We start from the raw sequence: 26,826 nt of genomic DNA on the forward strand, positions 1-26,826 counted from the left end.
GTTCACGGCTGTTCGGTCTTAGTGTGTCTGGCGGAATAGTCTTTTGTTTCGGCGCCTGATAAGATTGGGTCACTGAAACCGTCGTAGTGACCGTTGCGCCCCCAATCGCGGGATAAGGTTTACGGCAAGCATATCCAGCGGGTCTGCGCCGCAGCCCAGACCAGTTCATAATTCAGTGCAAATTCTGCCGTTTCACTTGGAAACCCAATCACGGCTCCATTGTTTGTTGAGCCCCCTCAAGACGGCATCTCAACGATCTCGCCCAGGAGTTGAACATGTCAGCCCGCAGACGGATCATATGTGTTCGCGGCAAAGGCTTCACAATCCGTTCGACCTTGGCGTGTCTGGGAGAACAATTCTCCTGTGGTTGCCGTCCGTTGTGCAAGTAGTTTCTGACCTTTTTTGACGTGTGATCGAGTGCGGTCTTCTGTAGGCGCGCTGCGCACAGTGAACGACGTGGTCAGGCTTCGCGGCGACCCGGCCGTCGCGTGTCACGGTCTAATCCTGCGAGATATCTTCGAGGTGCGAGGGCTTAGAAATGGGGGTCCGAATAGCGCCCACCGACGCATCGAGAACATCCCGAAGCCGAAGCACGGCCGCACGCAGCTGTTCGGTTGAAAAACCACCGAAACCAAGCATCAGACCGACACGGGCAGGGGTGGCCGCATACATGGGTGATATTGGCCGGACAACCAATCCCGCCCGCTCGGCCTGATCCGCAAGCTTGACGTCATCCATCCCAAGCGGCAACCAGAGCACGAGATGCATGCCCTGGTCGCAGGGCTGGAGCGTGGCCCAGGACGGCAATTCTTGCTTTATCGCGGCGATCAAGGCGGCGCGACGCTCGGCATACGCGCCTCGGATGCGTCGAATGTGGGCTTCGAAAAGTCCTTCACGCATGTATTGGGCCAGAACGTGCTGCTCCGCCGTCGGGGAATGGCGATCCACCATTGCGCGTGCGCCGGCGAAGGCGTCAATCAAGGGCTCCGGCACGATCGCGTATCCAAGGCGCATCGATGAAAACAGCATCTTGCTCATCGTCCCGAGATAGACGACTCGCGACGGGTCAAGGCCTTGAAGAGAAGGAAAGGGATGGCCTGCATAGCGCAGTTCGCTGTCGTAATCGTCCTCGACGATCCACGCGTTGCTCCGTCGGGCCCAGGAGAGGATTGCCGTTCGCCGTCTCATGCTCATCGGCATACCCAAAGGATACTGATGGGAAGGGGTTACGAAGGCGACGCGCGCCTCCGGACATCGGGAAACGCCTTTCTTGACGTCGATCCCTTCGGCATCGACCGGAATTCTCCAGGTTTTAACGTCGAAATTCCCGAGAACAGCGTCGATCCCGGGATAGGCGGGATCCTCCGCCCAAACCGCATCGCCGGCCGTTAGCAAGACCGTTGCGGCGAGAAAGAGACCCTGCTGGGTTCCCGCGGTTATGATGACCTGTTCGGGCTCGCATTTCACGGCGCGTGCCTTGCGCACATAGTCGGCAATTGCCCCCCGCAGTTCCGGGAGGCCTCCGGGGTCGATATATCCCGTTGGAGCGGCAGCGCGCGTCGCACGGACGCGATTCCCGAGGCGCCTCCATTTGTCGTCGGGGGCGACCGCTCCTGCCGGGTGCGCGATGGCGAAGGGTAGCGCGCCCTGGGGTCGGAGCATCCGCGCAACAGCAGAAAGACGGGCGACGTTTGCGGGCAGACTGAGTTCGACCGAGTCGGGCTGCATCGAAATTTCAGGACGGGCGATCTCGGCGGCGCCAGCGTGTACGTTTGTTACAAACGTACCACTTCTGGCGCGAGCCTCCAGGTATCCTTCTGCGTGCAACTGATCGAAAGCTTCGACGATTGTACCTCTCGCAAGCCCAAGCGACGTCGATAGGGCACGGGTCGAAGGAAGGCGCTCACCAGCCTTCAGTTCGCCGTTTGCGATCGCGTCGCGGAGCGCTTGGGCAAACTGCTGCCCGATATGGCCAGCCGACCGATCGAGCGACTTCAATGAGGGAATAGTAACGATGCTCCGTCGCCGCGCCATTTTTTTTGTGGACTACCTCATTCTCTAACTTGGCAGTTCAATACTAGACCACCAACGAGCTTCGATAAAGCAATGCGGATTCCAACTGCGCGGGCTTGCGTCGGGAGATACACAGCATCAGCCAAGTTCTTGCATGATTTGACCGAGAGGGAGGTCGCAAGGTGTGCCGGGAAAATTTGTATTCATGAGCAGTCTCAGGTCCGCACCACACCGGGCCAGTAGTGGCCGTCGGGTGTGGGGCGCTTTCCGAAGATTGCTTGACCGACACGCACGACATCAGCGCCCTCTTCAATCGCCACCTCGAAATCACCGGACATTGACTGTGGCGAGATTGGTCTTGAAAGTGACGAGCGGATCAACACCGAAGCGTTCGATGTCTTCGTGTGAGAGTCCAACCGGAGATGCCTGTGAGATCATAGTAGGCTCCCTAGGGTCAGGACCTATTAATCTTGCTGGATTGGCGGAGTTTACTCTTACGTATCCGCATCGGCAGTTGCGGCGGACGCCTGCCGGAATTTGACCGGCTTGAAGAGTTCTTCGGGAAATTCGGCCAGGCGAGAATTATGCAAATTGCATCCGAGACCGTAGAACTCGCGGAAACTCATGATCAAAGGTCGCCATTTCTCTGGATCAATACGGTCCTTGTTGTCATTCCGCAAAATGTTTTCTGCAGCATGGACCCTGACAATTCGCACTTCGATGGCCTTCATCGGGGTACGGATTCTGGGATTGTCGACTCCGAATTCGTGAACGGCCGCAAGCTCGGCCTCCAGCTGCACAGGACACTCCAGAGCGCGCGGTACTATCACCTGATCGGATGGGACGGGGGTCAAGCCTGCAAGGCGGAATTTGTCGGCCACATATCGAAAGCCAATGGGTACTTTGTTCGGGGGGACCGGGTTACTCCCCGTTGTGAGTGCGAGTCGGTCCACGGAGGCCACTTGCGTCTCGGCAGGCAGATTGAGAACGCATTGTCCGGTCCGAAGAATATTCTCGACTGTCTTGGAACTCCGGTTCAGACCAAGCATGCAGCCCCAGCCCAACCACCATGCCGATGACATTGGCGCGAGGTTAGGAGTTCCATCCTCATTCAATGACGAAATAAGCACGACCGGCGTTCCCATATAGAGGATCGCCGGATCGATGGTGACCGTATCCGGTGGCGCCACCTTTATAGCGTCCAGTTGAAGCTTTCCTGACATATTCTGAATCCTTTAACTCTGGCGAAATTCCAATTGCTGTCAGCGGTCGGTTGGCTCACGCAGGCGTAAGAACCATTCGCAGATTGAAAGCGGGATCGGCGACCTGTTCCGGTGTCGGCAGCCGATCCCTGGCAATGAGCTGTCGCGCCAGAAGGTGTTCGCCGGGTCTGTTGATGGTCTCGACGGCGTGTAGCCTTTTTTCCGCGAAGTGCCATAACGAGAAGGCGCCATCCTCGCCGTCGCGTCTGATGGTGCGGTCCACTCGGTCCAAGAACCCCACCATCTGGAACTTGCAGTCATGTTGATCGGACCAGAACCATGGGGCAGAAACATAAGGGCTCGACCGACCCACGAGGGTTGCCGCCGCCGTTGCCGCCTGGTCGTGGGCATTCTGGATACATTCGAGCCGGATCGGGATGCGGAGTTGATGGCTCGGGAAAGACGTGCAGTCGCCCACCGCGAGGATATGCGGGTCTGCGGTCCTGCAAAATTGGTCGACGAGGATGCCGTTGTCGCAGGGCAGACCGGCATCCGCCGCCAATTCGATATTGGGCACTGCACCAATCCCGAACAGCAGCATATCGGCCTCCAGTTCGAGCCCGTTCGTCAGTGTTACCCGCTCCAGCCGTTCACTGCAGGCATGGATTTCGGCCAGGCCGGCCTGAAGATGCAGTTCGATGCCGGCGCTTCGGTGAAGGCCCTCGATCGCGTCCGCAACTTCGGGTGAGCAGGATCGTGCGAGCAGACGCGGCTGAAACTCAACCAGCGCGACCTGACAGCCTATCGTGGTCAGCGCCGAGGCGACTTCGAGACCAATAAACCCGCCGCCGACAACGACGATCCTGCGCGCTGAAGCGACGGCGGTGCGGACGAAGCGAGCATCCTCGATCGTCCGCAGACTGAGCACGCCTGACGGGATCTTGCCGAAACTTGCGGGCAATGTGCGAGCGCGGGCCCCGGTCGCGAGGGCAAGAGTTTCATAGCGAAGCCGTGCCCCGTCCGAAAACGCGACGGTTTTCGCGGTCCTGTCGATTCCGACGCAACGTTTCTCGGGCAGGAGGTTGATGCCCGCGTCCGCGAAAAACCGCTCGGAGCGAAGGGCGAGATCACCTTCGTCGATCTTCCCAAGCAGAAACGCCTTGGAGAGCGGTGGCTTCTGATAGGGAAGGCCGGGTTCGCCGTTGATGAGCGTGATCGGCTCTTGATATCCCAACTCCCGGGTCTTCGCGGCGAGCTGAACGCCGGCGTGCGAAGCCCCGATGATGATCAATCCTCCTGGCATTCGACTCCCCCATGAACTTGAGCCGCAACCGAAAGGCTTCCGCGCCGACGCGGTGCTTCGTTGCAATCGACGGCTGCCGCCGAAATGGCTGCCGCGGTATCGAGCGTCGTGATTGGGTTTAATGCTTCAAAGGCGCGCGCTGCGCGCAGCACAAGCGCGTCGGATCTCAGCGGTCCGACGATCTGAAGTCCCACCGGTAGCCCGCCTCGAGTGAAGCCACAGGGCACGGAAATCGCTGGCAGCTGCGCGATGTTGATGGGATAGGTAAACGGACTCCAATTGGTCCAGTTCGCACCCCAGTCTTCAACGCCGGCATAGCCCGGCGGCGGAGTGTCCGACCCGACCGGGATGGCGGCCGTCGGCATCTGCGGCGTCAGCAGAAGTTCGTATTTCGAGAAGAGAGCATCGAGCTGGCTCGAGAGCGCGAGGCGCTTGCGCGTCAGCGCTTCGACTACGTCGGCTCCGCTGACTTTGACACCGCGTTGGGCGGATTGCACCAGGCCGGCGTCGCAAAGCGACCAGGAATCGGGCTCATAAGCGCGCAGCGCAAGCGCAGCCCCCGCGGTCCAGAGCGTCGTCAGAATGTCGATAGGATCCGCAAGGCCCGGATCGACCTCATCGACGATCGCACCCAGATCGGCAAAGGCTCTGGCTGCATACGCTGTGACGTGCGCCACATCCGGATCGATCTGTGTCGCGAAACCGAGGGTGGGCGACCAGGCCACACGCAATCCTTTGATGCCGCCATCCAGTCCCCATCGATAGTCCGGTGCCGGCACATTCCACGCGGTCGGATCGCGGCTGTCCGGCTGCGCGATGATTGACAGCAGATGCGCGGCATCCGTAACGGTCCTGGTCAGAGGACCGATATGCGCCAGGCCACCCATCACCGATGTCGGAAACGACGGTACGCGCCCGTAGGACGGCTTCAGCCCCACCACTCCCGTGAAGCTGGCCGGAATACGAACCGACCCGGCGGCGTCCGTGCCGAGGTGAAACACGCCCATTCCTAGAGCGGCCGCGACAGCGGCGCCCGAGGATGAGCCGCCACTGGTGCGCTCTAGGTGCCAAGGGTTTCGGGTAACCCCCGTGAGAGGACTGTCACCAACGCCCTTCCAGCCGAACTCGGGCATTGTCGTCTTGCCGAGAAGGACGCAGCCGGCCTCCTTCAGGCGGGCGATGGCAGGCGCGTCGAAGTTGACCGGTTCCTTGGAGGTGAGGCGCGAACCCTGCCGGTTTGGGTGCCCGCTCCAAGCTATATTATCTTTCACAGTCGCCGGGATACCGTCACCGGGGCCGAGCGCCTCCCTTCGCAGCCAGCGCCGCTCCGATGCCTCCGCGGCCTTAAGCGCTCCGTCGCGGTCCTGAAGGACGAAGGCGTTTACCTTCGGCTCGAAGCGATCGATGCGGTCCAAGCAGGCTGTCAGGACTTCGACCGGCGAAAGCGCCTTTGTCCTGTATGCAGAAAGAAGCTCGGTTGCTGATAGGGTGAGTGGGCTGGGCATGAGGCAGCTCTTGGAGTTGGGAGTCACGGCCGGACCGGTTTGGGATGAACGGCTCGCATCGCTGCGAGAGTCACATTTGCCGGTCGGGAAGGTGAACGACGAGGCCATCCACCTCTTCAGTCGTCACGATCTGGCATGCCAGCCGGCTCTCAGGCCGGCGCCCGGCGGCAACCATGTCGAGGACATCATTCTCTTCCGGGCTCGCTGGTGGGAGGCGATCTGCCCAGGAGGGATCGATGTAGACATGGCAAGTTCCACAGGCCATCGATCCGCCGCACTCGGCGACGATTCCAGTGATGTCATTTCGCACCGCAGTGATCATTACGCTGCTGCCATTCGAGGCCTTGACTGCACGATCAGTCCCGTCGCCTAGCTTAAATGTGATCGTGGGCATGGCGTTGCTCCCTTTCTCGGTCCATGCGCGCGACGCATCGAAGCTTTGCTGCGACTGCTCGCGGCCATCCGCGTTCATGACGAGCAAAGCTTCGATGCGCCGCGCGGCGTGCCCTGATTTGGCATTGCCGCTGGCCTTATGTGCAGCGCCAGTTAGACGCAAAGTCACAGGACCAGAATTGGCACGCTACACGCAGGACCGGTGAGCGCGGAGGTCGCAGTGATGCCAATCCTGGTGTTCCGGCATGTGTGCCGACAGGACGACGGGCTGGCCTGTCTCTGGCCACAAGGTTCAGACGTCTGCAGTGGACCAGTATTCGTGCTATCTGATCCAATTCTGTGCGAATCTGGACCTAGCTCAACAAGTGGGCAGGAGGAATGATCTTCCCATTCTGACCGCATGGGAGCCTTCGATGTACAATCCACCCCTTTTCCGCGAGGAAGACCCCAAACTCATCGCGGAAATCATTCGCAAGACCCGGCTGACGACGCTGGTCTCCAATGGTCCTGACGGTGTGCCGGAAATATCTCATCTCCCGCTGATCTATGACGAGGCGGACGGACCGCACGGGTCGCTCCTGGGCCATTTTGCCAAGGCGAATGGTCACTGGAAGACGATCGGTACGGTTGGCAAGGCAATCGCCATTTTCGTGGGGCCCGATGCCTACGTCTCTCCGACCTGGTATCCGACCAAACAGGAACATCATCAACACGTGCCGACCTGGAACTATGAAGTCGTGCATGCGGTCTGTTCCGTTGAGGTGTTCGACGATCCGGCGCGCCTGCGCGACGCGGTAACGCGGCTGACGAAGCTGCACGAGGACCATCGCGCAGATCCGTGGACTGTCGAGCAGGCGCCGGCCGATTATCTCACAGCCCAGTTTCGGGCGATCGTCGGGATCGTCCTGCGCATCGAGAAACTGGAGGGCAAGCGCAAGCTCAGTCAGAACCGCGTACCCGAGGATCGTGCGGGTGTTCGCGAAGCATTGGCGGGAAGCGCTGACCCGATGGATCGGACGATTGCGGTCCACATGGCTGAAATTGAAGCCGCAAAGGCATCCGCGGGCAAATAAGGCTCTGCCCGCTAACGGGAGGATCTAACCCGACGCACACATCGAGCCTGACGCGAGCCTTCTCGCGTGACGGACTCTGCAGGCGCAAGCGCGCAATACGCTCAAACGCATGGTCATAAAAAAGGGGAACCAGCTATGCAGCCAGTGAATTATTCTCGCCGAACCGTCCTGATCGGGGCTGCCGCACTAGCCGGCATCCTCTCTTTTGCAGCCATTTCAGGATCAGCCAATGCTCAAGATGAAGACACGCTCCGTGTCGTCATGCAGGCAGATGTTCGAATTGTCGATCCGATCTGGACGACGTCTTATATCGTCCGCGACCATGGCTACATGATATACGACACGCTGTTTGCCATGGACGCGAACGGCGAAATTCAGCCTCAGATGGTGGACCGCTACACGGTCAGCGAGGACAAGCTCACCTATACGTTCACCCTTCGTGGCGGCTTGCTCTGGCATGACAACCAGCCGGTAACGACAGCCGACATCATCCCGTCAATCAAACGCTGGGCAGCGCGCGATGCGCTTGGCCAGACAGTCATGACCTTCGTAACGAGCATCGAAGCCAAGGATGACTTGACCTTCGAGATCAAGCTCAAGGAACCAACCGGGCTTCTGATCTTTGCACTCGGAAAGCCATCATCGAACGTACCGTTCATGATGCCGAAGCGCATCGCTGAGACGGATCCGAACACCCAGATCTCAGAATTCATCGGATCCGGCCCCTTTGTCTTCATGAGCGACGAATGGCGTCCCGGTGACAAGGCCGTTTACACCAAATTCGAAGGCTACAAGCCTCGCTCCGAGGCTCCATCGGGACTGACCGGCGGCAAGGTGGCCAAGGTCAGTCGCGTGGAATGGCGCGTGATCGCCGATCAGCAACAGGCAGTGAATGCGCTTCTCAACGGCGAAATCGACATCATCCAGCAGCCTGGGGCGGATCTCTTCCCGCTGCTCAAGGACGATCCATCGATCAAAATCGTCGACTGGAATCCGTACGGCTATCAATTCAATCTGCGCTTCAATCAGGCGGTAAAACCCTTTGACAACCCGAAGATCCGCCAAGCGGCGCTCTATGCATTGAACCAAGAGGACTTCCTCCAAGCGGCGATCGGCAATCCGGAGTATTACACGGTATGCAAGGCCATGTTTGTCTGCGGGACGCAGTTGGAAACAATCGCGGGCATGGAGGACAAGCTCGAGTCGAATTTCGCGAAGTCCAAGCAACTGCTGGCCGACGCTGGCTATGACGGAGAACCTGTCGTTCTCTTGCATTCAACGGACCTGCCGGCACTGACCAATATCGCACCGGTGGCGAAGTCCCTCCTGGAACGCGGCGGCTTCGTGGTCGACATGCAATCGATGGACTGGCAGACGGTTCTTTCGCGCCGTGTCCGGAAGGAGCCACCATCTCAGGGCGGCTGGAACGCCATGGCGACATACTGGTCGTCTGCCGATGTTCTCAATCCCGTGATGGGCGCATTCTTCAACGCGTCGGGCGACAAAGCGGCCTTCGGCTGGCCCAATGACCCGGAAATGGAGGAACTGCGTCGCCGCTTTGTCCGCGCAGATGCGCTTGAGGAGCAGAAAGGCATCGCCGAGGCTGTCCAGCTTCGCGAGGCGGAAAGCCCGACCCATATCGTTCTCGGGCAATTCAACCTGCCTGGGGCCACCCGGTCGAATGTTTCAGGATGGATTCCGGCGGCGGCGCCTGTGTTCTGGAACATCGAAAAAGGGAATGGTGGAGAATAAGTCGGTCGGTCGGCAAAGCCGGCCGCCAACCCTCCTTTCCTGAAAGGTCGCGCCCGATGATTTCCTATATTCTTCGCCGCCTTGCGGCGACCATACCCGTCATGTTGATCGTGGCAGTGTTGGTATTCCTGATGCTGCGACTGACGCCCAGCGACCCGGCGGCCATTATCGCCGGCGACAACGCTACTTCTGAGCAAATACTCGCGATCAGAGCCAAACTTGGCCTCGACCAGCCAATTGTCACCCAGTTCTTCACCTGGCTCGGTCGCGTTCTCAGCGGCGATTTCGGAAACAGTTTCTTCTTCAAGAAAACGGTGTGGGAACTTGTTTCTAATCGTATCGAACCAACACTCTCGCTCTCGGCGCTCACGATGGTCTTCGCCATCGCGATTGCCGTACCGCTCGGCGCTATCGCCGCTTACAGGCAGGGAACCCTGATCGACCGCGTTGTCATGGGCTTTTCGGTTCTCGGATTTTCGGTCCCGGTCTTTGTAATCGGCTACGTGCTCGTATACGTCTTCGCTATCAACCTCGGCTGGTTTCCGGTCCAGGGATATCAGCGTCTGGCAAGCGGCATCGGCCCTTGGCTCCAAAGCCTGATTCTTCCCGCCGTGACGCTGTCGGTCATCTACATCGCTCTGATCGCCCGTATGACGCGCACCAGTATGCTCGACGTGCTGTCCGAGGATTATATTCGAACCGCGCGCGCAAAGGGTCAGACGGAAGCCAAGGTGCTCTTCCGGCACGCGCTCAAGAACGCAGCTGTGCCAATCGTTACCGTAGTCGGCATCGGCATCGCGCTCCTGATCGGCGGCGTCGTCGTGACGGAAAGCGTGTACTCGATCCCGGGTCTTGGACGCCTCACGGTCGATGCTGTGCTTGCCCGCGACTTTCCCGTCATCCAGGCGATCATCCTGCTCTTTTCCCTCGTCTATGTCCTGATCAACCTGATCGTCGACCTCTCGTACACGATCTTTGACCCGAGGATACGCCATTGACCGCCCGAACTTCGATCGCTCCCCCAGCTGAAATCGTTGGCGCGCCCGTGGCGTCTCGGCCGACTGTCTGGCGCAAGCTGAGGAAGAACCCGTCGGTTCTCCTTGGGGCAACCATAGTGTTGATCATGCTGTTCATAGGGCTGATCGCGCCAGTGATCGCCCCCACCGATCCGACCGCCATCAATCCGGCGGCTCGCAATCTACTGCCACTGGCTGAGAGCAGCGCCCGTCTTGAGGACGGAACACGTGCGACAATCGTTCATCTGATGGGCACAGATTCGCTCGGCCGCGACGTCTATACGCGGGTTCTCTATGGTGCCCGTGTTTCGATCCTGGTGGGCATCACCGTTGCGCTCGTCTCGGTGGCGATCGGCACTATTATCGGCACGGCCGCAGGATATTTCCGGTGGCTCGACAGTCTGATCATGCGCATCATGGACGGCCTTATGGCGATACCGGCAATCCTGCTCGCCATCGCGCTTGTCTCATTGTCGAGTGCAGGCATTACTACCGTTATCATTGCCATCACGGTTCCGGAGGTGCCCCGTATCGTGCGCCTGGTGCGCTCGATCGTTCTGTCGGTTCGCGAGGAGCCCTATGTCGAAGCGGCTATTACGGTCGGGACGCCGGTTCTGCCGCTGCTGATTCGCCACGTGCTTCCGAACACAATTGCACCTCTCATCGTGCAGGGCACCTTTGTCTGCGCTTCGGCAATCCTTGTGGAAGCTATCCTCTCCTTCCTCGGTATCGGCATCCCCCCAGAGACCCCGACCTGGGGCAACATCATGGCAGAGGGCCGGCAACTGTTCCGGCTGTTTCCTCACAATATCCTTTTTCCGGGCATTTTCCTCGCCGTGACTGTCCTCGCCGTGAACATTCTCGGCGACGGCCTGCGCGACACGCTCGATCCTAAGATGGAGAAACGCGCATGAGCGAGCCGATTCTTCAAATCAGCAACCTTTCCGTAGATCTGCCTAGGAATGGCGATCGCAGCCACGCCGTGGAGAAGGTGTCATTCTCGGTTAATGCCGGTGAGATTGTCTGCGTTGTCGGCGAATCTGGATCGGGCAAATCGGTGACGGCCCATTCGGTGATGGGCCTGTTGCCGAAAGGCCAGTTGACCCCGACCGGAGGCGAAATTCTCCTTGAGGGCGAGAACGTTCTGAATGCTTCGCCCGGTCGGCTGCGCGCTTTGCGCGGGACGCGCATGTCGATGATCTTCCAGGAACCGATGACTGCTCTAAATCCCGTGTTGACCTGCGGCGAGCAGATCGACGAGGTGCTCCAGATCCACACGGATCTCGCGCTTGCAGTTCGCAAGGAGAAAGTGCTCGCGATCATGGAAGCGGTGCATCTGCCTGACCCGGCGAGGATATATGGTGCGTACCCGCACCAGCTCTCCGGAGGTCAACGCCAGCGTGTGATGATCGCTCAAGCGCTGGTCCTGGACCCTGTGCTGCTCATTGCCGACGAGCCGACCACCGCGCTCGACGTGACCACTCAGGCACAGATCCTCAGGCTCATATCTGAGATGCAGGAACGGCGAGGGACGGGTGTGCTCTTCATTACCCACGATTTCGGCGTGGTGGCGGATATCGCCGACCGAGTGGTTGTGATGGAGAAAGGGCAAGTGGTGGAAATGGGGACGACCGAGGCGGTGCTGAAGCGGCCCCAGCACTCCTATACGCGCATGCTGATCGACGCGGTGCCGACCCTTGATCCACCGTCGCGCGAGGAAAACGCGGCTCCGATCATGCTCGAGACGGCCAAGTTGTCGAAGATATACGGCACGGGCGGGTTCTTTAGGAAGACCGGAGAAGTCCGCGCAGCCTCCGAGGTCGATCTAAAGGTCCGCGGCGGTGAGACGCTGGGGATCGTCGGTGAATCCGGATCTGGCAAGTCGACGGTGGCGCGTTGCATCGCACGACTGGTCGACCCAACCTCCGGCTCGATCAGGGTCGGAGATTTGGACGTTGCCACCATGAGCGAGCGGGAGCTGCGGCCTCACCGCCGACGCTGTCAGATTGTCTTCCAGGACCCTTACCGATCGCTCAACCCGCGCCGGTCCGTTGGGGCCTCGATCATTGAGGGCCCGGTGAACTTCGGCACACCGCACAAAGAGGCGTACGCGATGGCGCGCGAGCTGATGAGTCTCGTCGGCCTGTCGCCGGACGCTCTCGACCGCTATCCGCATCAGTTTTCCGGAGGGCAGCGCCAGCGCATCTGTATCGCACGCGCTTTAGCCATGCGGCCGGAAATCCTGATTGCCGACGAGGCCGTCTCAGCGCTCGATGTTTCCGTTCAGACCCAGGTGCTGGAACTTCTCGAGGACGTCCGCAGGAAGTTCAATCTTGCCCTGCTCTTCATAACGCATGATTTGCGCGTCGCCGCGCAAATCTGTGACCGGATCATGGTGATGAAGAGTGGCCTCGTTGTCGAGCAGGGTCGCACGGCCGAGCTCTTTGCCGCGCCTCAGCACCCATATACCAAGGCTCTTTTCGAGGCCGCCCCAGGCAGGACATTTGAGTTCGCCCGAACCCCCTCCATGTGATCTTCGACCGAGGAAATGATGACAACGCTCAATGGACTTTCCGCCTTTCCGATCACACCATCGAACGCCGATGGCGTTGTGGACCTACCGGCTTTGCGGCAGCTTCTTTCACCACTCATGGCAGCGCAGGTCGATTCCATCGGCCTTCTTGGAAGCACCGGAACCTACATGTATCTTTCGCGCGCGGAGCGGCGCCGCGTGATCGAAACGGCCGTGGAGGCGGTCGCCGCAAGGACGCCGATCCTGGTGGGGATTGGCGCGTTGCGGACCGACGAAGCGGTAAGGCTTGCACAGGATGCAAAGGCCATAGGTGCCGCTGCCGGACTTCTTGCACCTGTGTCCTATACTCCACTCAACGACGATGAGGTCTTCGAACATTTTGAGACCGTCGCCCGCGACAGTGGACTGTCGATCTGTATCTACGACAATCCCGGCACGACGCATTTCCGCTTCAGCCCCGCGCTCGTCGGTCGGCTGAGTCGGATTCCCGGCATTGTCGCGATCAAAAGTCCCGCTCCCGATGCCGAATCCATCGCGGCGCATCTCGCCGAACTGAACAGTACGTCGGCTGAAGGCTTCTCACTGGGATATAGCGGTGACTGGAATTCGGTCGAAGGACTGCTGGCGGGTGCAAGCACCTGGTACAGCGTGCTCGGCGGCATCTTTCCCGAGATATGCGTCACGATCGTTCGCGCCGTAGAAAAGGGCGATGCTGCAGAAGCCAGGCGGCTGAACGTCTCTCTCGAGCCAATATGGGACCTCTTCAAGACCTTCTCCAGCCTGCGCGTTGTCTACGCGATCGCTGAGGCACGGGGCATCTGCCGGGCACACCCTCCGCGCCCGATCCTGCCTTTGCCGACAGAGGCTCGACAAAGGGTCGTCAAGACGCTTGGCGACCTGGCTCCCGAGTTCGCGCGCTGATGCCGGGCGAGCATGTCATCCTGACTTTGATTTTGGCAGGCTGAAGCTTCGCAAGCGGATGCCGCCTGGCGGACGAAAGTGCGAGCCGGTCTCGTTTCGATCCGCCAAGATGGACGTCGGAGGGAAGAACTTTGGTGGCAAGGCGGCTGGACGGAGATTTCGACTACATTGTCGTGGGCGCGGGTACTGCCGGGTGTATCGTCGCCAATCGGCTTTCGGCGGATCCGCGCAAGCGCGTCCTGCTTCTTGAAGCCGGCGGGCGGGACAACTGGATATGGTTCCACATCCCGGTCGGTTATCTGTTCGCCATCGGCAATCCGCGTGCTGACTGGATGTTCAGGACGGAGCCGGAGCCAGGCCTCAACGGCCGGGCCTTGGCCTATCCCCGCGGAAAGGTGATTGGCGGCTCGTCGGCGATCAACGCGATGATTTCGATGCGCGGTCAGGCGACCGACTACGACCACTGGCGTCAGTTGGGCTTGAACGGCTGGGGTTGGGACGACGTCCTGCCAGCGTTCAAGAGGCTTGAAGACCATTTTCTCGGTGAGAGTGAACACCACGGTGTTGGCGGCGGATGGCGAATTGAAGCGCCGCGAGTCTCGTGGAAGGTCCTTGACGCGGTGGCCGATGCCGCCGTGGAAATGGGGATATCAAAGGTTTCTGACTTCAACACCGGAGACAACGAGGGCGTTGGCTATTTCCACGTCAATCAGAAGCGAGGTCGTCGCTGGTCGTCGGCGCGCGGGTTCCTCAAGCCGGTATTGTCACGGCCGAACCTGCGTCTCGAAACCCGTGTCCTCGTGGATCACTTGATCATCGAAAATGGTCGCGCCGTGGGTGTGCAGTTCTCACGCGACGGGGAGACATTAAAGGCACGCGCCCGAGGCGAGGTCATCCTATCCGCCGGTTCGATCGGATCGACGCAAGTGTTGCATCGCTCCGGGATCGGACCGGGCGAATGGCTGGCCCCGCTTGGGATCGAGGTAGCCCTCGAAAGGAGCGGTGTTGGTCGCAATCTCCAAGATCATCTCCAGCAGCGCGCGATATACAAGATTGAGGGCATCCGCACCTTGAATGAGACATATTATTCGCTCATGCGGCGCGCCTGGATGGGAGCAGACTACGTGCTCCGGCGACGCGGCCCCCTGACTATGGCGCCGTCGCAGCTTGGGATATTTACCCGCTCAGACGCTCGTCAGGAGCGAGCGAACATTCAGTTCCATGTCCAGCCCCTGTCTCTGGACAAATTCGGCGATCCCTTGCATCGCTTCCCCGCGATCACCGTCGCTGCCTGTAACCTGCGGCCGAGTTCGCGAGGGAGCGTGCGGATCAGGTCGAAAGCGCCCGGCGACGCTCCTGAAATCGTGCCTAATTATCTGGCGACCAACGAGGACCGGCAGGTGGCGGCCGATGCCATACGTGTCACGCGCAAGCTCATGGCACAGCCGGCCCTCGCAGCCCACCGGCCGCAGGAATATCTCCCCGGACCGACTGTTGGCGACGACGCCGCCTCGTTGGCCAAGGCGGCCGGCGACATTGGTACGACGATATTTCACCCCGTCGGCACCGCCAAAATGGGCCAGGCAAGCGATCCATTGGCCGTTGTTGACGAGCGACTGCGCGTCCATGGGGTTGAAGGGCTGCGCATTATCGATGCATCTGTGATGCCCACCATAACTTCCGGTAACACCAACACGCCGACCGCTATGATTGCCGAGAAAGGAGCACAAATGGTCATTCAGGACACGTGGGGCTGACGGGTTTGTATCTCAAGCATTCCAAGCCTGTAATGCCTGAATCCAGGATCGAAACGGACATTCTAACGGCATCGAGAGATACTCCGTATATGATACCCATGAACGTTTTCAATAGGTTACAATGATAACGTTAGAGAACCATCAGATGCTGGCCGGAACGTGTTGGGCTGCTTTGGTCTGAGAAACTGAAACTTCTCCCCATCGATCGCGATCTTTATCTTGAGTCCAGTTGCTGTCAGATTGATGCTGGCTGCGCCGCCTGGGCCGAATGCCAGCGGGATGTTCGCTAAGGCTGGGTCGCTTATTGACCTCTATGCCTTTAGTCAGTATGTTGATCTAAAATAGTCAATATATGTTTGGCGGTCAGCATGTTACCCACGGCGCTGATCTGAAATGCGACACCTTTCTCCCCACCCGTCGCGATCCTTATACCGATTCCGAGTTGCTGTTTCAGGTTAGTTTCATGGCCATCGACGTCCTACGCCACCTAAAGTATGTTCTCGTCACATTGGAGCACGGCAGCATGCGGCAGGCAGCGGAGGTGCTAGGTGTACGGGGAACCACTGTCAGTCGCAACATCACCACCATTGAGCAACAGTTCGATATGCAGATTTTCGAACGACGCAACAATGGTGTCCGGCTGACGGAGGAAGGGCAGCGATGGCTGGAAAGTATTCGAGGGCTCTACGATGGTCTTGATGAGATATTGCGCGAAACAGCCCGGCGCAACAGGAAGGAAGGCACACTCCGGATTGGACTATGCTCGCCTGTCGGACTGGAGTTCCTACTTCGGCTCATCGAAAGGTTCCGGGCACGACATCCTGAAATCAGAGTAGCTATCCGTGATGGCGTGAGCAACGACCAGGTGAGTGCTATCCGCCGCCGCCATATCGATGTCGCCTTCGTGTGCGGCAGCTGTGACGTCCGACACTGTTGTAGCGAGGAGATATGGGAAGAGGGGCTTTCCATTATGCTCCCCGCAGGCCACCGACTGGCGAAAGATGAAACATTGACTTGGGAAGAGTTGGCCGGGGAGCGTCTCCTGGTACCGATGGGAGCGAATGGTCCGCAGCTCGACGAATGTTTTCTAGAGCGTGTCAAATCCGATTCTGCTGCGCCCACTATTGAGCATTGTCATGCCGGCCAAGCGACAGTTCTGATCAAGGTCCGGCTGGGTAACGGATTCACAGTGGTGGGCGAAAGCTTCGCCAGAGAGATCGCGATTAACGGCACGATCTGGCGGTCGGTTACAGGGAAAAACAGCCGCTGCCCGGTCAAGGCCGTCTGGCTCGACTCGAACCCCAAACGCGCCGTCCTTCACCTCATCTCTATCGCCCGGAACATGGCAGAGGAGAGAAGAGCCCATCCGGCCACCGACGGGCGGGAAGGGTGACTAATCATAACGCTTGTATTTAAGCAATTTCACGCCATCGCGTGAAAAAGCAAGTTGAGATGTTTGCGAGCCCCGCAACCAATATACATCTTCGAAATGCTTTGAAAATCAATGGGTTGTTGATGCCATTTTGTCTGGCTGCAAGTTGGCTCAACAATATCAGCTATCCCAATTAAGGTTAGCCGGCGTTATGAATTTGGCGGCAGGCTACCTGCGCAGCCTCTCGGAGTCACTCGCGTCTGCCAGTCATACGATATGATCGGGAGCCGACTATCACAGATGCGGTGCTGAAAGGTTTTGTTCACAAGGTACCCGCATTTGGCTACATCAGAATTCACCCCGGCAGCACTAGCAGAAGCAATTCAGCGCCCCCAGCGACCGCTCGTAGCACGTGCTTCATGTGGCCCGGGAACTCCATGAAGTCTCCTCTCTCAAGGACAAGATCGCGTCCTGGCAGGCTGATCCTGAGAGTTCCGTCGATCACATAGATGAGCTCGCACCCGGAATGGAATGCTTCGGCATTGTGCTCGATACCCTCAGGGCATCTGACGACAAAGGCGGTATAGTTGGGGCGCCCCGACAAGGTCCCATTCAGAGACTGCATGATCAGGCCTCCATCTTCCAGTTCGGCCGTCAGTTGACGGCGTTCGACCCGTCGCACGAGGCGGACAGAGTCTTGCGGCTGATCCTCGCCTAGAAGGATCGCCATGGTAGTATCGAGGGCCTCGGTCAACCGCAGCAGCGCCGCAATGCTGAGTGATTTCTCTCCCCGCTCAAATCGCGACAGATGCGCTTTGCTCAGCGAGGACGCGGCCGAAACCATGTCCAGCGTCAATCCCCTCCGCCGCCGCAGATCGCGCGCCCTGAGTCCGATTTGCTGAAGATCCGAAGCGTCCTGCACCTGTACCTCCTTGTTGTCTAGAGACATATTCATTGTCCTACAGAATTTGGTCAAAAGTCCATCACTTACTGCCTAAAATTTCATCTTTTCAAGGATATTGCCGGGCAGAGCAAATTTTTGTTGCCTTAAGGACAATTAGTTGTTCAATGGTACGAGGGAACAAAAACAGAGGGGAATGAACATGAAAAGACGGAACTTTCTTGCAGGGTCGGCCGCGCTGCCTGCTGCCGCCACCCTTTTTTCGCCTGCGGTGGCGCGGGCTGAAGCGAAGGTGAGATGGCGGATGCCGTCCAGCTTTCCCTCCAGCCTTCAGACGATCCACGGCGGCGCAGTCCGAATGGCTGAGCGAGTGGAGCAGCTGACGGATGGCGCCTTCGTGATCCAGACCTATGCGGCTGGCGAACTCGTTCCGCCGCTGGGCGTGCTCGAGGCTGTGCAGACCGGCACCACGGAGGCGGGCTTTACTCCGGGCTTTTTCTATGTCGGCAAGAAGCCGGCGCTGTCACTCGATGCAGGTGTCCCCTTTGGTATGACGCCGCGACAGCATTTTGCATGGTTTCATCACGGAGGTGGACGTGAACTCCTGGCCGAGGTCTATGACGCCTTCAACATCGTCTCCGTACCGGCGGGCAATACCGGGGCCCAAATGGGCGGCTGGTTTCATAAGCCTGTCGAGCAGATTTCGGATCTCGAGGGGCTGCGCATCCGGGCGGCTGGCTATGTGGGCTTCGTCTTCTCGCAGCTTGGTGCCGTGCCGCAACAGATAGCCGTTGGTGACCTTTATTCCGCCATGGAGCGGGGGACGTTGGATGCGGTCGAGTTCACCAGCCCCATTGACGACGAAACGCTCGGGCTGAACAAGGTCGCAAAATACTACTATTCCCCCGGGATCCTCGAGTTGGGCGCGTCGCTCAATACGATGATCAACAAGGACGCATACGCTGATCTTCCGGAACCCTACAAGATTGCGCTACAGACCTCATGCGCCTGGTCCTACAGCGACATGCTGGCGCGTTATGACAGTCTGAACGTGGCTGCTTTGCGGCGTCTCGTTGCCGGAGGCACCGAGCTGCGCGCGTGGAGCCCCGAGATCAAGGGCGCAATGCGCGCCGCCGCCGACAAGTTGTTCGCGGAACAGTCGGAGGCGGACCCGGACTTCAAGCGTATATATGCGCACTGGAAGTCCTTCCTCGACGATCAACTGCGCTGGATGTCCGTCAACGACGGCGCCGCAGCAAACTACCTGCAGAACGGCTGAGAGCCGGCGATGCGCTCGGTCGTCCTGATCGAACGCGCGAACCGTGCATTGGGGCGGGCAGCGGCATGGCTGCTGCTGGCCTCGGTGCTGGTGAGTGCCGTTAATGCGGTCCTGCGAAAGGCATTTTCGCTCAGCTCGAACGCGATGCTTGAGGCGCAGTGGTATCTGGTCGGCACGGCTGTGATGCTGGGCGCGGCCTGGGTGCTGCAGGTGAACGGGCACATCCGGATCGAGCTGATATCATCTCGATTCTCGCCCGGCCTGGGCCGCGCAATCGAGATCGCGGGCCATGCGCTGTTGATCTTGCCGTTCGCTGGAACAATGTTGTGGCTGAGCATTCCCTATTTCCTGCGCTCCTGGGCTCAGGGCGAAAGCTCAATCAACACTGGCGGGCTTCTGGTCTGGCCGATACGCGGGATCATCTGCCTGGGCTTCTTACTGCTGCTACTCCAATCGCTTGCCTGCCTTGCGCGTCTGCTGCTCGGTGAGGAGGCGCCCCCGGATGCGAAGGACCATGAACATGCCTCCTGACCGGCAGAGGAGCTTCGCATGCTTCATCTGATTGCGCAGAATTTGGCGCCGATTATGTTCGTCGTGGTCATGGTGATGCTGCTGTCCGGCTTTCCCGTGGCCTTCGTCTTGGCATCGGCAGGGCTGGCTTTCTTTGCGATCGGGACATGGCTTTCCGGCCTTGCACCAGAGGACATTACGCTGGCCTGGCCTTTGCTGCAGGCACAACCCGACCGGATCTTCGGCATCATCAGCAACGATGTGCTCCTGGCGATACCTTTCTTCACCCTGATGGGACTGGTGTTTCAGAAGTCGGGAATCGCGGAAGAACTGCTTTCTGTCGTGGCGCGGCTGTTCGGCAGAATCCGCGGCGGCCTGTGCTATGCCGTCATACTCGTAGGAGCGCTGCTCGCCGCCACGACCGGGGTCGTCTCGGCTTCGGTCATGACCATGGGATTGATTGCCCTGCCGATCATGATGCGCAGCGGCTATCACCATCATCTGGCTGCGGGAACGATATCGGCTGCGGGAACCCTGTCGCAGATCGTTCCGCCATCGCTGGTTCTTATTGTCATGGCCGATCAGGTCATGGTCCCGGTCGGCGACATCTATCGCGCAGCGCTGATGCCGTCCGTGCTGATGATCGGCGCCTATCTGCTGGCGATACTGGTGATATCGCTGCTCTTCCCATCCATGCTGCCGCATTCCACGGAAGATCCCCCCGGCAGGCAGGATTACAAGGGTATCGGCCTGTTGCTGCTGGCAGGGGTCGCCGGCGGCGTTGCCACCCATGTGTGGCTTGCTTCGATGGATCACGCGCCGCGGCTGGTCCTGTCGTGCGCGGCTGGCGGCCTTACGGCACTGGCCGCCGCATGGCTCGACGGCCTGCGCGCCAGGGTCGCGCTTGTGGAGGGGGCTGCAGGCGCACGCGACGCGGGCATCCTGATTGCGGGTACGCACGCCGGCCTGACCTCGGATTTCGCGCGCCGGGCGACCTATTCCGTCGTGCCGACACTGGGCCTCATCTTTCTCGTGCTGGGGACGATATTCCTGGGCATCGCCACGCCCACGGAGAGCGGTGCCCTAGGCGCGGCCGGCGCATTGCTTCTGGTGTGGCTGCGAGGACGGTTGAACAAGGGCGATCTGCAGGTCTGCGTGCTGAGCACCGCGAAACTGACGGTCTTCGTATTCTTCATCCTGATCGGTGCCCGCATGTTCAGCCTGACCTTCTATGGTCTGGGCGGGGATGAATGGCTCCATGGCCTGCTTACGCAACTGCCGGGCGGACGAATGGGGTTCATCTTCTTCTCGATGGTTGCCATTTTCGTGCTGGGCTGCTTCCTCGACTTCTTCGAGATCGCGTTCATCGTTGTTCCGCTGCTTCTGCCCGTCGCCCACGCGCTGGAGATCGACCCGCTGTGGTTCGCGATCCTGGTATCGATAAACCTGCAGACCAGCTTTCTGACGCCACCCTTCGGCTTCGCGCTGTTCTATCTGCGTTCAGTGGCGCCCGATGGCTCGGGGAACGATCGCCTGAGCATGTCGAACCAGGCGATCTATTACGGCGCCATCCCGTTTATCGCGATCAACCTTGTGGTCATCGCGTTCATCGCCGGCTACCCCGAAACCGTCATGCGGCCGCAGGCAACCTTCGAGCCCGGTGCCGAAAGCGAAGTCGATTTTGGCTTGGGCAATAGCGGGGATTTCGGTTCGCCGGCCAGCAACGGAAACACCAATCTCAACGACTTGTTCAAGTAAGGAAGGACGATGACCAAACTGGTCCTGCACGACTTTCTCCTGTCGGGGAATTGCTACAAGATCCGGCTGTTCTGCGCCATGAACGGGCTGTCTCTTGAACTGAACGAGGTCAAGGTGCTGGATGGCGCGACCCGCAACGACGAGTTTGCGCGCCTGAATCCCTTCCGCCAGATCCCGGTGCTTTGCGATGGCGATCATGTTGTCCAGGATAGTCAAGCCATCCTTCTGTACTTGGCCATGAAATACGCGCCCCAATGGGTCGACAAGACGCCACAGGGCTTGGGCAAGATCATGGAGTGGTTGTCTTACGCCGCCAAGGAATGCTCGAACGGCCCGCAGATGTCGCGGCTGCATTTCCTAGACCCGCATGAGAACATCGATCTGGCGCGGGCGCAGACGCTGGGCCGAAAGGTCTTGCAACTTCTGGACTCCGAGCTTGCCAGCCGCGATTGGTTGTGTCTCGATCGTCCGACGATCGCAGACATCGCCGTGTTCCCTTATGTCGCATTGGCCCGTGAAGGGAAACTGCCGCTGGACGAGCATCCGGCCGTGCTGGCCTGGATCGACCGCATCCGCGGTCTGCCCGGCTATCATCCGATGCCCGGCTTGCAGGAGGCGCTCTAATGGATCACGCCGTGACAGATCAAAAGGCCGTCCAGACCAGCTGGACGGGGCGAGTGGAGTTTCTTCACATCGCGCCCCGGTCCTTCCTGCCTATGCGGTCTATGCCATGCATCGAGTTGGTCGCCGGCGCCGGGATAACGGGGGATCGCTATTCCACGGCCTCCGGCTTCTACTCCGACCGACCTGAGGAAGGCCGGCAAGTGACGCTGTTCGAGGCTGAAACGCTGGAGGCGCTGGCCCGCGACCACCAGATACAGCTGGGCCCCGAAGACCACCGGCGCAACATCACGACGCGGGGGGTGCCGCTGAATCACCTCGTCGGCAGGTGCTTTCGGATCGGACAGGTGCTGCTTGAAGCAACGCGCCTTTCTACGCCCTGTCGGCATATCGAGCAGATCACCGGCAAGGAAATCTTCACGCCCCTGCTGCACAGATCGGGGCTGCATGCTCGAATCCTGACCGGCGGTGAGGTCTGCGTTGGCGACGTGGTGAGGCCGGAATAAGCGATGACGAAGAGCATTCACCGGGTCACCGTCGAAATCCGCCAGATCGAGAGGTTGTCGGATCGGGTGCGCATGCTGGAACTGGCCGATATGGACGATTGGGAACTGCCCCCCTTCACGGCCGGTGCGCATCTGAACGTTCATCTGCCCAGTGGCCTGGTACGGTCCTATTCGCTGTGCAACGATCCCGCGGAGCGTAAATTTTACCGCATAGCCGTGTTGCGGGAAGATGAAGGCCGTGGGGGCTCCCGGCAGGTTCACGAGCTTCGGCAGGGGGAACGACTTCTGCTGTCCCTCCCGCGCAACCACCTGCCTTTGGCGCCTGAAGGACGAGTTGTGATGGTGGCGGGCGGCATCGGGATGACTCCCTTCCTTTCGATGGTGCCCGTGCTGGAGCGCCAGGGCCGGCCCTATGAACTCCACCTTTGCGCGCGCGATTCCCGCGCGGACGCCTTCTCTGCTCTTCTGGCCCCGATGATCCGTAGCGGCAAGCTGGTCCGGCATTACAGCGGAACGGGAGCGCGTCTGGATATTCAGGCGCTGATCGCGGGGATTGGGACCGAGGATCACGTGTACTTGTGCGGCCCCGAGCGCATGATCAGCGAGGCGCAGTCCTTGGGCGCGGGATTGGGCGAGCGCCTGCATATGGAGCGTTTCGGCCCGGCAGGCGTGGGCGCTGAAAAGGCCTATGTTGTCAAACTCGCTCGCAGCGGCGGGAACATTCCGGTCACAACGGGTCAGACCATGCTCGATGCTCTGCGGGCGGCAGGGGTGGATATACCCGCCTCATGCGAGGCGGGGGTCTGTCTGGATTGCCGCACCAGATTTCTCGAGGGATCCCCCGATCACCGCGACATCGCCATGCCTGTTGCCGACCGGACGTCACATTTGACCCCCTGCGTTTCCGGCTGCCTGGGCGACAGTATCACGTTGGATTTGTAGGAGCGCAGGTTGCGGTAACCGATTGTGACGATACCGTTCGTCCGGGCCACCGCAAAATCATGGTCGTAGTCATGCAGGTCTTTCTACTTATCCGCGCGGCGCGATGGGAGCCTTTTTCCGCGTCCCCACAGAATGAACAGGCAGATGGGGAGCAGGGTGGCGTTCAGCGGCAGGGCCGACAGTTCACCGCGTGAGGCATGGAAAATAATGGCCGCGATCTGCAGCACTACGCACCCCAAGGCGGCCAGAACCGTCAGTCGCGGTAGGATGCGGGTGAGGGCAGGCAGGAGAATGCCGATGCCGCCTGCAATATCGATAAGACCCATCAGTCGCAGGGACCAGGGCGGGACGTCTCCGGGCCAGACCCACATGGCCGCCAACTGATCGATCGGCATGAAGAACTTCATGTAGCCGAATGCGGTAAAGGCGATAAAGATAAGCACTTGAGCGATCCAAAGCCCTATCTGCAGAGATTTTGCAGAACGCGGTGCTGAAAGAAGAGTTGAGCTGTGTGACATCTGATCTCTCCAGAAGAGGTCGTGAACAAGCACCTGTTGGTATGCGCAGCCAGGGGGCGCCTTCGGATGCCCGGTAGGACGCCGCATGCCATCGATCAGGTGGCTTCCTGTTGATCTTACGAACGGAAACGGCCAAAGAAAGCGATATAATTTCGCTTATCTCGTTCAAGAAAACTGATATAGTTGTCGTCGCTTGTTGAGGCTTTTGTGCCCACGGAACCGATCAATCTCTTGGAATTGCTATGGATGCGCTGACTCTTGACCAGTTCCTGGTATTCGTCTCTACGGTTGAGGAGGGCAGTTTTGCTGCGGCTGCGCGGCGTATGAGCAGAGCGCAGTCGGCGATCACCTACACCATTCAGAAACTGGAGGAGCAGAGCGGGCTCCCCCTCTTCGACCGCTCTGCCTATCGCCCGACGCTTACCGAGGCGGGAAAGGCGCTTCTGCCGCGGGCACGACGCATCCTTGACGACGTTGCGGACTGGCGACACCAGGCCCAGGGGATTTCAAAGGGGTTGGAGGCAGAACTTACTCTCGCTGTCGTCAGCTATGCACCGCCCGATTTGCTCAGCCGTGTCCTGAGCGCGTTCAATGCGGAATTCCCCTTTGTCGAAATCCGTCTTCTGATCGAAACTTTCGATGCCGCGGCGAAGGCTCTGCGTGATGGAACGGTTGATCTCGCATTGCTCGCCGAGCGTCAGCCAGAGGAGTTCGAGCGCCGCGTGTGCGGACGGATCGATCTGGTTCCCGTCGCCGCCCCCACACACATGCTCGGCCGGATCAAGGGACCACTCAGCGCTGTACGGCTGCGGGACCACACGCAATTGGTCATCAGCCCCGCACCCCATTTGGACAGCGGGCGGGACTATGGCGTCCTCGCCGCCAACAGATGGCGCGTCAACGATCTCCAGACCAAATACGACCTCATCCTTGCTGGTGTCGGCTGGGGTTCAATGCCCCGCTCCCGTGTGGAGAACGACCTTTCGACCGGGCGGCTCGTCGAGCTTGAACCGGAAAGTTGGGAAGGATCGGATTGGATGCCATCGTTCCCACTGGTCATTGCCTACAGGAAGGAAAGGGCGCTCGGCCCAGCCGGATTGTGGCTGGTGAAGGAATGTGTCGTTCAATGGGAGTTGGCCGGTAAACCTTGAGCAGCGGAGACAGGCTGTTTGCCTCAGCCCCATCAGGCCGCGATCCGACCTTCAAGTAAAGACCATCTCAATTTCGTTTACCGGCATGCTGGGGCTCGTGTCTGGAAAGGCAAATCCCAACGGTTACGGCACTGGCCGTCGTCCTCTCTGAAATTTGGCGGGAACTGGTCTTCCCGACAGTGCCAATTTTAGCTTTAGCTCATCTTGCAGGTCCAGTTTTCATTTCGGATGCGCCTGCCTGTCATGCGGGAACGGCCTCTCGCATTTGCCTGCGCTCAGGCCGCGCCGAGCGCGACTTCACGATTGCCCTTTCACTGTTTTGGCCGCTGCCAGAAGAAGTTGAACGCCCTTTTCGATCTGCCGTGGGGTCAAGGCTGAATACCCCATGACAAGCCCGGTCCTGTCCGCCATCGTCTCGTCCGGTTGCTGCTCACAAAGAGGCGAGATGCTATGAACTCCAATGCCAGCGCGTCGCGCGGTTTCCACCAAGGCCGCCTCGGATAACTTCGGCAGTTCGTTGAACCAGACCACAACATGCAATCCGGCGTCGGCGCCTTCCACCGTCATTCGTTCGCCGAATGCGCGCTGTAGAGCGTTCAACAACGTCTCACGCCGGTCTCTGTTCAGCCGCCGTACGCGGCGCACATGCCTTTCATAGGCGCCGCTTTCGATCAAAGACGCCAAGGCCTCCTGCTCGGTCACCGGCGAATGCCTGTCGAACAGTTGCTTGGCGGTTGCGAATACGTCCTGCAGTTCCGGCGGCACAATGAGATAGCCGATGCGCATCATCGGCGAGAGCGTTTTGGAAATCGTACCGAGGTAAATGACGTTGGTTCCAGTTTCCAGACTATGGAGCGGAGGAACCGGACTGATATCGTAGCGGTATTCGCTGTCGTAATCGTCCTCGATCACATAGGCGTCGTTTTCCCGCGCCCATTCGAGAAGCTGATGACGGCGGGAAATCGGCATGACGCCGCCGAGTGGAAACTGGTGGGAAGGCGTCACATAAGCCAGCCGCGCCCGTACACCCTCCAGGGATTCAGTCTTCAGACCCTCGCCGTCGACGGCAATAGAGACCGGAGAGGCGCCGGTGCTGGCGAAGATCTGACGAGCCATTCGATAGCCGGGGTTTTCGATGACGAACTCGCTGCCAGGGTCGAGGAGAAGCCGCGCGCAAAGATCCAAGCCTTGCTGGGACCCATTCACGATGATGATTTGCTCCAGATCGCACCGCAATGTCCGGGCGCGCCAAAGGTAGCCTTGCAGGGCTTGGCGCAAACGCCGCGATCCTCGCGGGTCATCATAGGCAAGTCGGCTCGGCCGCTGAGCGATGACCGAATTGACAGCTTTCTTCCAAGCACGTGCCGGGAAATCGGACGGAGCGAGATCTCCGTAACGGAAATCAACCATGAGCGAACCCGGCAGATAATCGAGCCATGGCGGTATCGCTCGAAGCCTTTCGCCATAGGCCGAAAGACGCGGTTCCTGCTGTGTTGGCGCTGTGTCTTTCGAACGCTGTCCGAATGGCAACGCTGCGACCCGCGGGCGAGTGCCTTGGCGCAATTCTACGAAGCCTTCCGCTGCAAGCTGCTCATAGGCAACTGTCACCGTCGTTCGCGACACACCAAGCTCATTCGACAGATTTCGCGATGATGGCAGCTGACCGCCAGCTTCATAAACGCGGCTCAGGATCTGATCCTTGAGCGCGTCATAAATCTGGCGTGCTCCTATCTTCCTTGCGCGCCTGGGTGTCGCCTGGCTTTCCAACTGGACCATTTTCTTTCCGCAGAACTGGATATT

23 protein-coding genes and 1 pseudogene are annotated in these 26,826 nt (G+C 59.5%); 15 read left to right on the forward strand and 9 right to left on the reverse strand.

Annotated elements, in window-relative coordinates; genetic code table 11:
• Nucleotides 1-498: 498 nt before the first annotated feature.
• The 6 genes and pseudogenes from pdxR (GPJ75_RS12025) to GPJ75_RS12050 form a co-directional block, all read right to left on the reverse strand.
• Nucleotides 499-2,034 (reverse strand): MocR-like pyridoxine biosynthesis transcription factor PdxR, encoded by a 1,536-nt coding sequence (gene pdxR / locus GPJ75_RS12025; RefSeq protein ID WP_163268391.1) that lies wholly within the window; start codon nucleotides 2,032-2,034, stop codon nucleotides 499-501.
• Nucleotides 2,035-2,228: 194 nt separating this feature from the next.
• A pseudogene (locus GPJ75_RS27345) lies at nucleotides 2,229-2,351 on the reverse strand (YggS family pyridoxal phosphate-dependent enzyme); the annotation flags it as partial.
• Between the two features lie 156 nt (nucleotides 2,352-2,507).
• On the reverse strand, nucleotides 2,508-3,236 hold the full coding sequence (locus tag GPJ75_RS12035; RefSeq protein WP_163268393.1) for a flavin reductase family protein: 729 nt from the start codon (nucleotides 3,234-3,236) through the stop codon (nucleotides 2,508-2,510).
• A 55-nt stretch (nucleotides 3,237-3,291) separates the two neighbouring features.
• The gene (locus GPJ75_RS12040; RefSeq protein ID WP_163268395.1) at nucleotides 3,292-4,506 is read right to left on the reverse strand and encodes an NAD(P)/FAD-dependent oxidoreductase; all 1,215 of its coding nucleotides are present in this window, start codon (nucleotides 4,504-4,506) and stop codon (nucleotides 3,292-3,294) included.
• A complete protein-coding gene (locus GPJ75_RS12045; protein ID WP_163268397.1) occupies nucleotides 4,503-6,023 on the reverse strand; it encodes an amidase in 1,521 nt (506 codons plus the stop codon). Before GPJ75_RS12045 ends, GPJ75_RS12040 begins: the two co-directional genes overlap by 4 nt.
• A 70-nt stretch (nucleotides 6,024-6,093) precedes the next feature.
• Nucleotides 6,094-6,417, reverse strand: a complete 324-nt coding sequence (locus tag GPJ75_RS12050) for a 2Fe-2S iron-sulfur cluster-binding protein (RefSeq protein ID WP_163268699.1) — start codon at nucleotides 6,415-6,417, stop codon at nucleotides 6,094-6,096.
• Nucleotides 6,418-6,829: 412 nt separating this feature from the next.
• Between GPJ75_RS12050 and GPJ75_RS12055 the strand changes: the two genes are divergently transcribed.
• The 8 genes from GPJ75_RS12055 to GPJ75_RS12090 all read left to right on the forward strand — a co-directional run bounded on the left by GPJ75_RS12055 (nucleotide 6,830) and on the right by GPJ75_RS12090 (nucleotide 16,861).
• Nucleotides 6,830-7,489, forward strand: a complete 660-nt coding sequence (locus GPJ75_RS12055; RefSeq protein ID WP_163268399.1) for an FMN-binding negative transcriptional regulator — start codon at nucleotides 6,830-6,832, stop codon at nucleotides 7,487-7,489.
• Nucleotides 7,490-7,624: 135 nt separating this feature from the next.
• The gene (locus GPJ75_RS12060; RefSeq protein ID WP_163268401.1) at nucleotides 7,625-9,241 is read left to right on the forward strand and encodes an ABC transporter substrate-binding protein; all 1,617 of its coding nucleotides are present in this window, start codon (nucleotides 7,625-7,627) and stop codon (nucleotides 9,239-9,241) included.
• Between the two features lie 56 nt (nucleotides 9,242-9,297).
• A complete protein-coding gene (locus GPJ75_RS12065; RefSeq protein ID WP_163268403.1) occupies nucleotides 9,298-10,239 on the forward strand; it encodes an ABC transporter permease in 942 nt (313 codons plus the stop codon).
• Nucleotides 10,236-11,171, forward strand: a complete 936-nt coding sequence (locus tag GPJ75_RS12070; RefSeq protein WP_163268405.1) for an ABC transporter permease — start codon at nucleotides 10,236-10,238, stop codon at nucleotides 11,169-11,171. Before GPJ75_RS12065 ends, GPJ75_RS12070 begins: the two co-directional genes overlap by 4 nt.
• Nucleotides 11,168-12,790: an ABC transporter ATP-binding protein gene (locus tag GPJ75_RS12075; protein ID WP_163268407.1), complete on the forward strand. Its 1,623-nt coding sequence runs from the start codon at nucleotides 11,168-11,170 to the stop codon at nucleotides 12,788-12,790. Before GPJ75_RS12070 ends, GPJ75_RS12075 begins: the two co-directional genes overlap by 4 nt.
• 18 nt (nucleotides 12,791-12,808) lie before the next feature.
• The gene (locus GPJ75_RS12080; RefSeq protein WP_163268409.1) at nucleotides 12,809-13,711 is read left to right on the forward strand and encodes a dihydrodipicolinate synthase family protein; all 903 of its coding nucleotides are present in this window, start codon (nucleotides 12,809-12,811) and stop codon (nucleotides 13,709-13,711) included.
• A gap of 134 nt (nucleotides 13,712-13,845) precedes the next feature.
• The gene (locus GPJ75_RS12085; protein ID WP_163268411.1) at nucleotides 13,846-15,468 is read left to right on the forward strand and encodes a GMC family oxidoreductase; all 1,623 of its coding nucleotides are present in this window, start codon (nucleotides 13,846-13,848) and stop codon (nucleotides 15,466-15,468) included.
• A gap of 463 nt (nucleotides 15,469-15,931) precedes the next feature.
• On the forward strand, nucleotides 15,932-16,861 hold the full coding sequence (locus GPJ75_RS12090) for a LysR family transcriptional regulator (RefSeq protein WP_163268413.1): 930 nt from the start codon (nucleotides 15,932-15,934) through the stop codon (nucleotides 16,859-16,861).
• A gap of 334 nt (nucleotides 16,862-17,195) precedes the next feature.
• Here the strand turns inward: GPJ75_RS12090 and GPJ75_RS12095 are convergent, their stop codons facing one another.
• Nucleotides 17,196-17,789 (reverse strand): helix-turn-helix transcriptional regulator, encoded by a 594-nt coding sequence (locus tag GPJ75_RS12095; protein WP_163268415.1) that lies wholly within the window; start codon nucleotides 17,787-17,789, stop codon nucleotides 17,196-17,198.
• A 154-nt stretch (nucleotides 17,790-17,943) separates the two neighbouring features.
• Here GPJ75_RS12095 and GPJ75_RS12100 point away from each other — a divergent pair, with 154 nt between their 5' ends.
• The 6 genes from GPJ75_RS12100 to GPJ75_RS12125 all read left to right on the forward strand — a co-directional run bounded on the left by GPJ75_RS12100 (nucleotide 17,944) and on the right by GPJ75_RS12125 (nucleotide 23,357).
• Entirely contained in the window at nucleotides 17,944-19,020 is a 1,077-nt protein-coding gene (locus GPJ75_RS12100; RefSeq protein ID WP_163268417.1) for a TRAP transporter substrate-binding protein, read from the forward strand.
• Between the two features lie 9 nt (nucleotides 19,021-19,029).
• Nucleotides 19,030-19,551, forward strand: a complete 522-nt coding sequence (locus GPJ75_RS12105; RefSeq protein ID WP_163268419.1) for a TRAP transporter small permease subunit — start codon at nucleotides 19,030-19,032, stop codon at nucleotides 19,549-19,551.
• Nucleotides 19,552-19,620: 69 nt separating this feature from the next.
• Nucleotides 19,621-21,288, forward strand: a complete 1,668-nt coding sequence (locus GPJ75_RS12110) for a TRAP transporter large permease (RefSeq protein WP_205602512.1) — start codon at nucleotides 19,621-19,623, stop codon at nucleotides 21,286-21,288.
• Between the two features lie 9 nt (nucleotides 21,289-21,297).
• The gene (locus GPJ75_RS12115; protein ID WP_205602513.1) at nucleotides 21,298-21,912 is read left to right on the forward strand and encodes a glutathione S-transferase family protein; all 615 of its coding nucleotides are present in this window, start codon (nucleotides 21,298-21,300) and stop codon (nucleotides 21,910-21,912) included.
• The gene (locus GPJ75_RS12120; RefSeq protein WP_163268424.1) at nucleotides 21,912-22,415 is read left to right on the forward strand and encodes an MOSC domain-containing protein; all 504 of its coding nucleotides are present in this window, start codon (nucleotides 21,912-21,914) and stop codon (nucleotides 22,413-22,415) included. Before GPJ75_RS12115 ends, GPJ75_RS12120 begins: the two co-directional genes overlap by 1 nt.
• 3 nt (nucleotides 22,416-22,418) lie before the next feature.
• Nucleotides 22,419-23,357, forward strand: a complete 939-nt coding sequence (locus tag GPJ75_RS12125) for a PDR/VanB family oxidoreductase (protein ID WP_163268426.1) — start codon at nucleotides 22,419-22,421, stop codon at nucleotides 23,355-23,357.
• An 83-nt stretch (nucleotides 23,358-23,440) separates the two neighbouring features.
• Here the strand turns inward: GPJ75_RS12125 and GPJ75_RS12130 are convergent, their stop codons facing one another.
• Entirely contained in the window at nucleotides 23,441-23,875 is a 435-nt protein-coding gene (locus GPJ75_RS12130; protein WP_163268428.1) for a DoxX family protein, read from the reverse strand.
• A 242-nt stretch (nucleotides 23,876-24,117) separates the two neighbouring features.
• On the opposite strand from GPJ75_RS12130, the gene GPJ75_RS12135 reads away from it, so the two are divergent.
• On the forward strand, nucleotides 24,118-25,026 hold the full coding sequence (locus GPJ75_RS12135) for a LysR family transcriptional regulator (protein ID WP_163268430.1): 909 nt from the start codon (nucleotides 24,118-24,120) through the stop codon (nucleotides 25,024-25,026).
• A 297-nt stretch (nucleotides 25,027-25,323) separates the two neighbouring features.
• Here the strand turns inward: GPJ75_RS12135 and pdxR (GPJ75_RS12140) are convergent, their stop codons facing one another.
• The gene (gene pdxR / locus GPJ75_RS12140) at nucleotides 25,324-26,802 is read right to left on the reverse strand and encodes a MocR-like pyridoxine biosynthesis transcription factor PdxR (RefSeq protein WP_163268432.1); all 1,479 of its coding nucleotides are present in this window, start codon (nucleotides 26,800-26,802) and stop codon (nucleotides 25,324-25,326) included.
• Nucleotides 26,803-26,826 lie beyond the last annotated feature (24 nt).

The sequence above is a fragment of the Chelativorans alearensis genome (genome assembly GCF_010993735.1).
Classification (GTDB): Bacteria; Pseudomonadota; Alphaproteobacteria; order Rhizobiales; family Rhizobiaceae; genus Chelativorans; species Chelativorans alearense.

Excerpts from the sequence above, each read along its gene's own strand:
- pdxR (WP_163268391.1), bottom strand. The coding sequence starts at position 2,034 with ATGGCGCGGCGACGGAGCATCGTTACTATTCCCTCATTGAAGTCGCTC.
- GPJ75_RS12035 (WP_163268393.1), bottom strand. The coding sequence starts at position 3,236 with ATGTCAGGAAAGCTTCAACTGGACGCTATAAAGGTGGCGCCACCGGAT.
- GPJ75_RS12045 (WP_163268397.1), bottom strand. The coding sequence starts at position 6,023 with ATGCCCAGCCCACTCACCCTATCAGCAACCGAGCTTCTTTCTGCATAC.
- GPJ75_RS12050 (WP_163268699.1), bottom strand. The coding sequence starts at position 6,417 with ATGCCCACGATCACATTTAAGCTAGGCGACGGGACTGATCGTGCAGTC.
- GPJ75_RS12055 (WP_163268399.1), top strand. The coding sequence starts at position 6,830 with ATGTACAATCCACCCCTTTTCCGCGAGGAAGACCCCAAACTCATCGCG.
- GPJ75_RS12060 (WP_163268401.1), top strand. The coding sequence starts at position 7,625 with ATGCAGCCAGTGAATTATTCTCGCCGAACCGTCCTGATCGGGGCTGCC.
- GPJ75_RS12065 (WP_163268403.1), top strand. The coding sequence starts at position 9,298 with ATGATTTCCTATATTCTTCGCCGCCTTGCGGCGACCATACCCGTCATG.
- GPJ75_RS12075 (WP_163268407.1), top strand. The coding sequence starts at position 11,168 with ATGAGCGAGCCGATTCTTCAAATCAGCAACCTTTCCGTAGATCTGCCT.
- GPJ75_RS12080 (WP_163268409.1), top strand. The coding sequence starts at position 12,809 with ATGACAACGCTCAATGGACTTTCCGCCTTTCCGATCACACCATCGAAC.
- GPJ75_RS12090 (WP_163268413.1), top strand. The coding sequence starts at position 15,932 with ATGGCCATCGACGTCCTACGCCACCTAAAGTATGTTCTCGTCACATTG.
- GPJ75_RS12095 (WP_163268415.1), bottom strand. The coding sequence starts at position 17,789 with ATGTCTCTAGACAACAAGGAGGTACAGGTGCAGGACGCTTCGGATCTT.
- GPJ75_RS12100 (WP_163268417.1), top strand. The coding sequence starts at position 17,944 with ATGAAAAGACGGAACTTTCTTGCAGGGTCGGCCGCGCTGCCTGCTGCC.
- GPJ75_RS12105 (WP_163268419.1), top strand. The coding sequence starts at position 19,030 with ATGCGCTCGGTCGTCCTGATCGAACGCGCGAACCGTGCATTGGGGCGG.
- GPJ75_RS12110 (WP_205602512.1), top strand. The coding sequence starts at position 19,621 with ATGGTGATGCTGCTGTCCGGCTTTCCCGTGGCCTTCGTCTTGGCATCG.
- GPJ75_RS12115 (WP_205602513.1), top strand. The coding sequence starts at position 21,298 with ATGACCAAACTGGTCCTGCACGACTTTCTCCTGTCGGGGAATTGCTAC.
- GPJ75_RS12120 (WP_163268424.1), top strand. The coding sequence starts at position 21,912 with ATGGATCACGCCGTGACAGATCAAAAGGCCGTCCAGACCAGCTGGACG.
- GPJ75_RS12125 (WP_163268426.1), top strand. The coding sequence starts at position 22,419 with ATGACGAAGAGCATTCACCGGGTCACCGTCGAAATCCGCCAGATCGAG.
- GPJ75_RS12130 (WP_163268428.1), bottom strand. The coding sequence starts at position 23,875 with ATGTCACACAGCTCAACTCTTCTTTCAGCACCGCGTTCTGCAAAATCT.
- GPJ75_RS12135 (WP_163268430.1), top strand. The coding sequence starts at position 24,118 with ATGGATGCGCTGACTCTTGACCAGTTCCTGGTATTCGTCTCTACGGTT.
- pdxR (WP_163268432.1), bottom strand. The coding sequence starts at position 26,802 with ATGGTCCAGTTGGAAAGCCAGGCGACACCCAGGCGCGCAAGGAAGATA.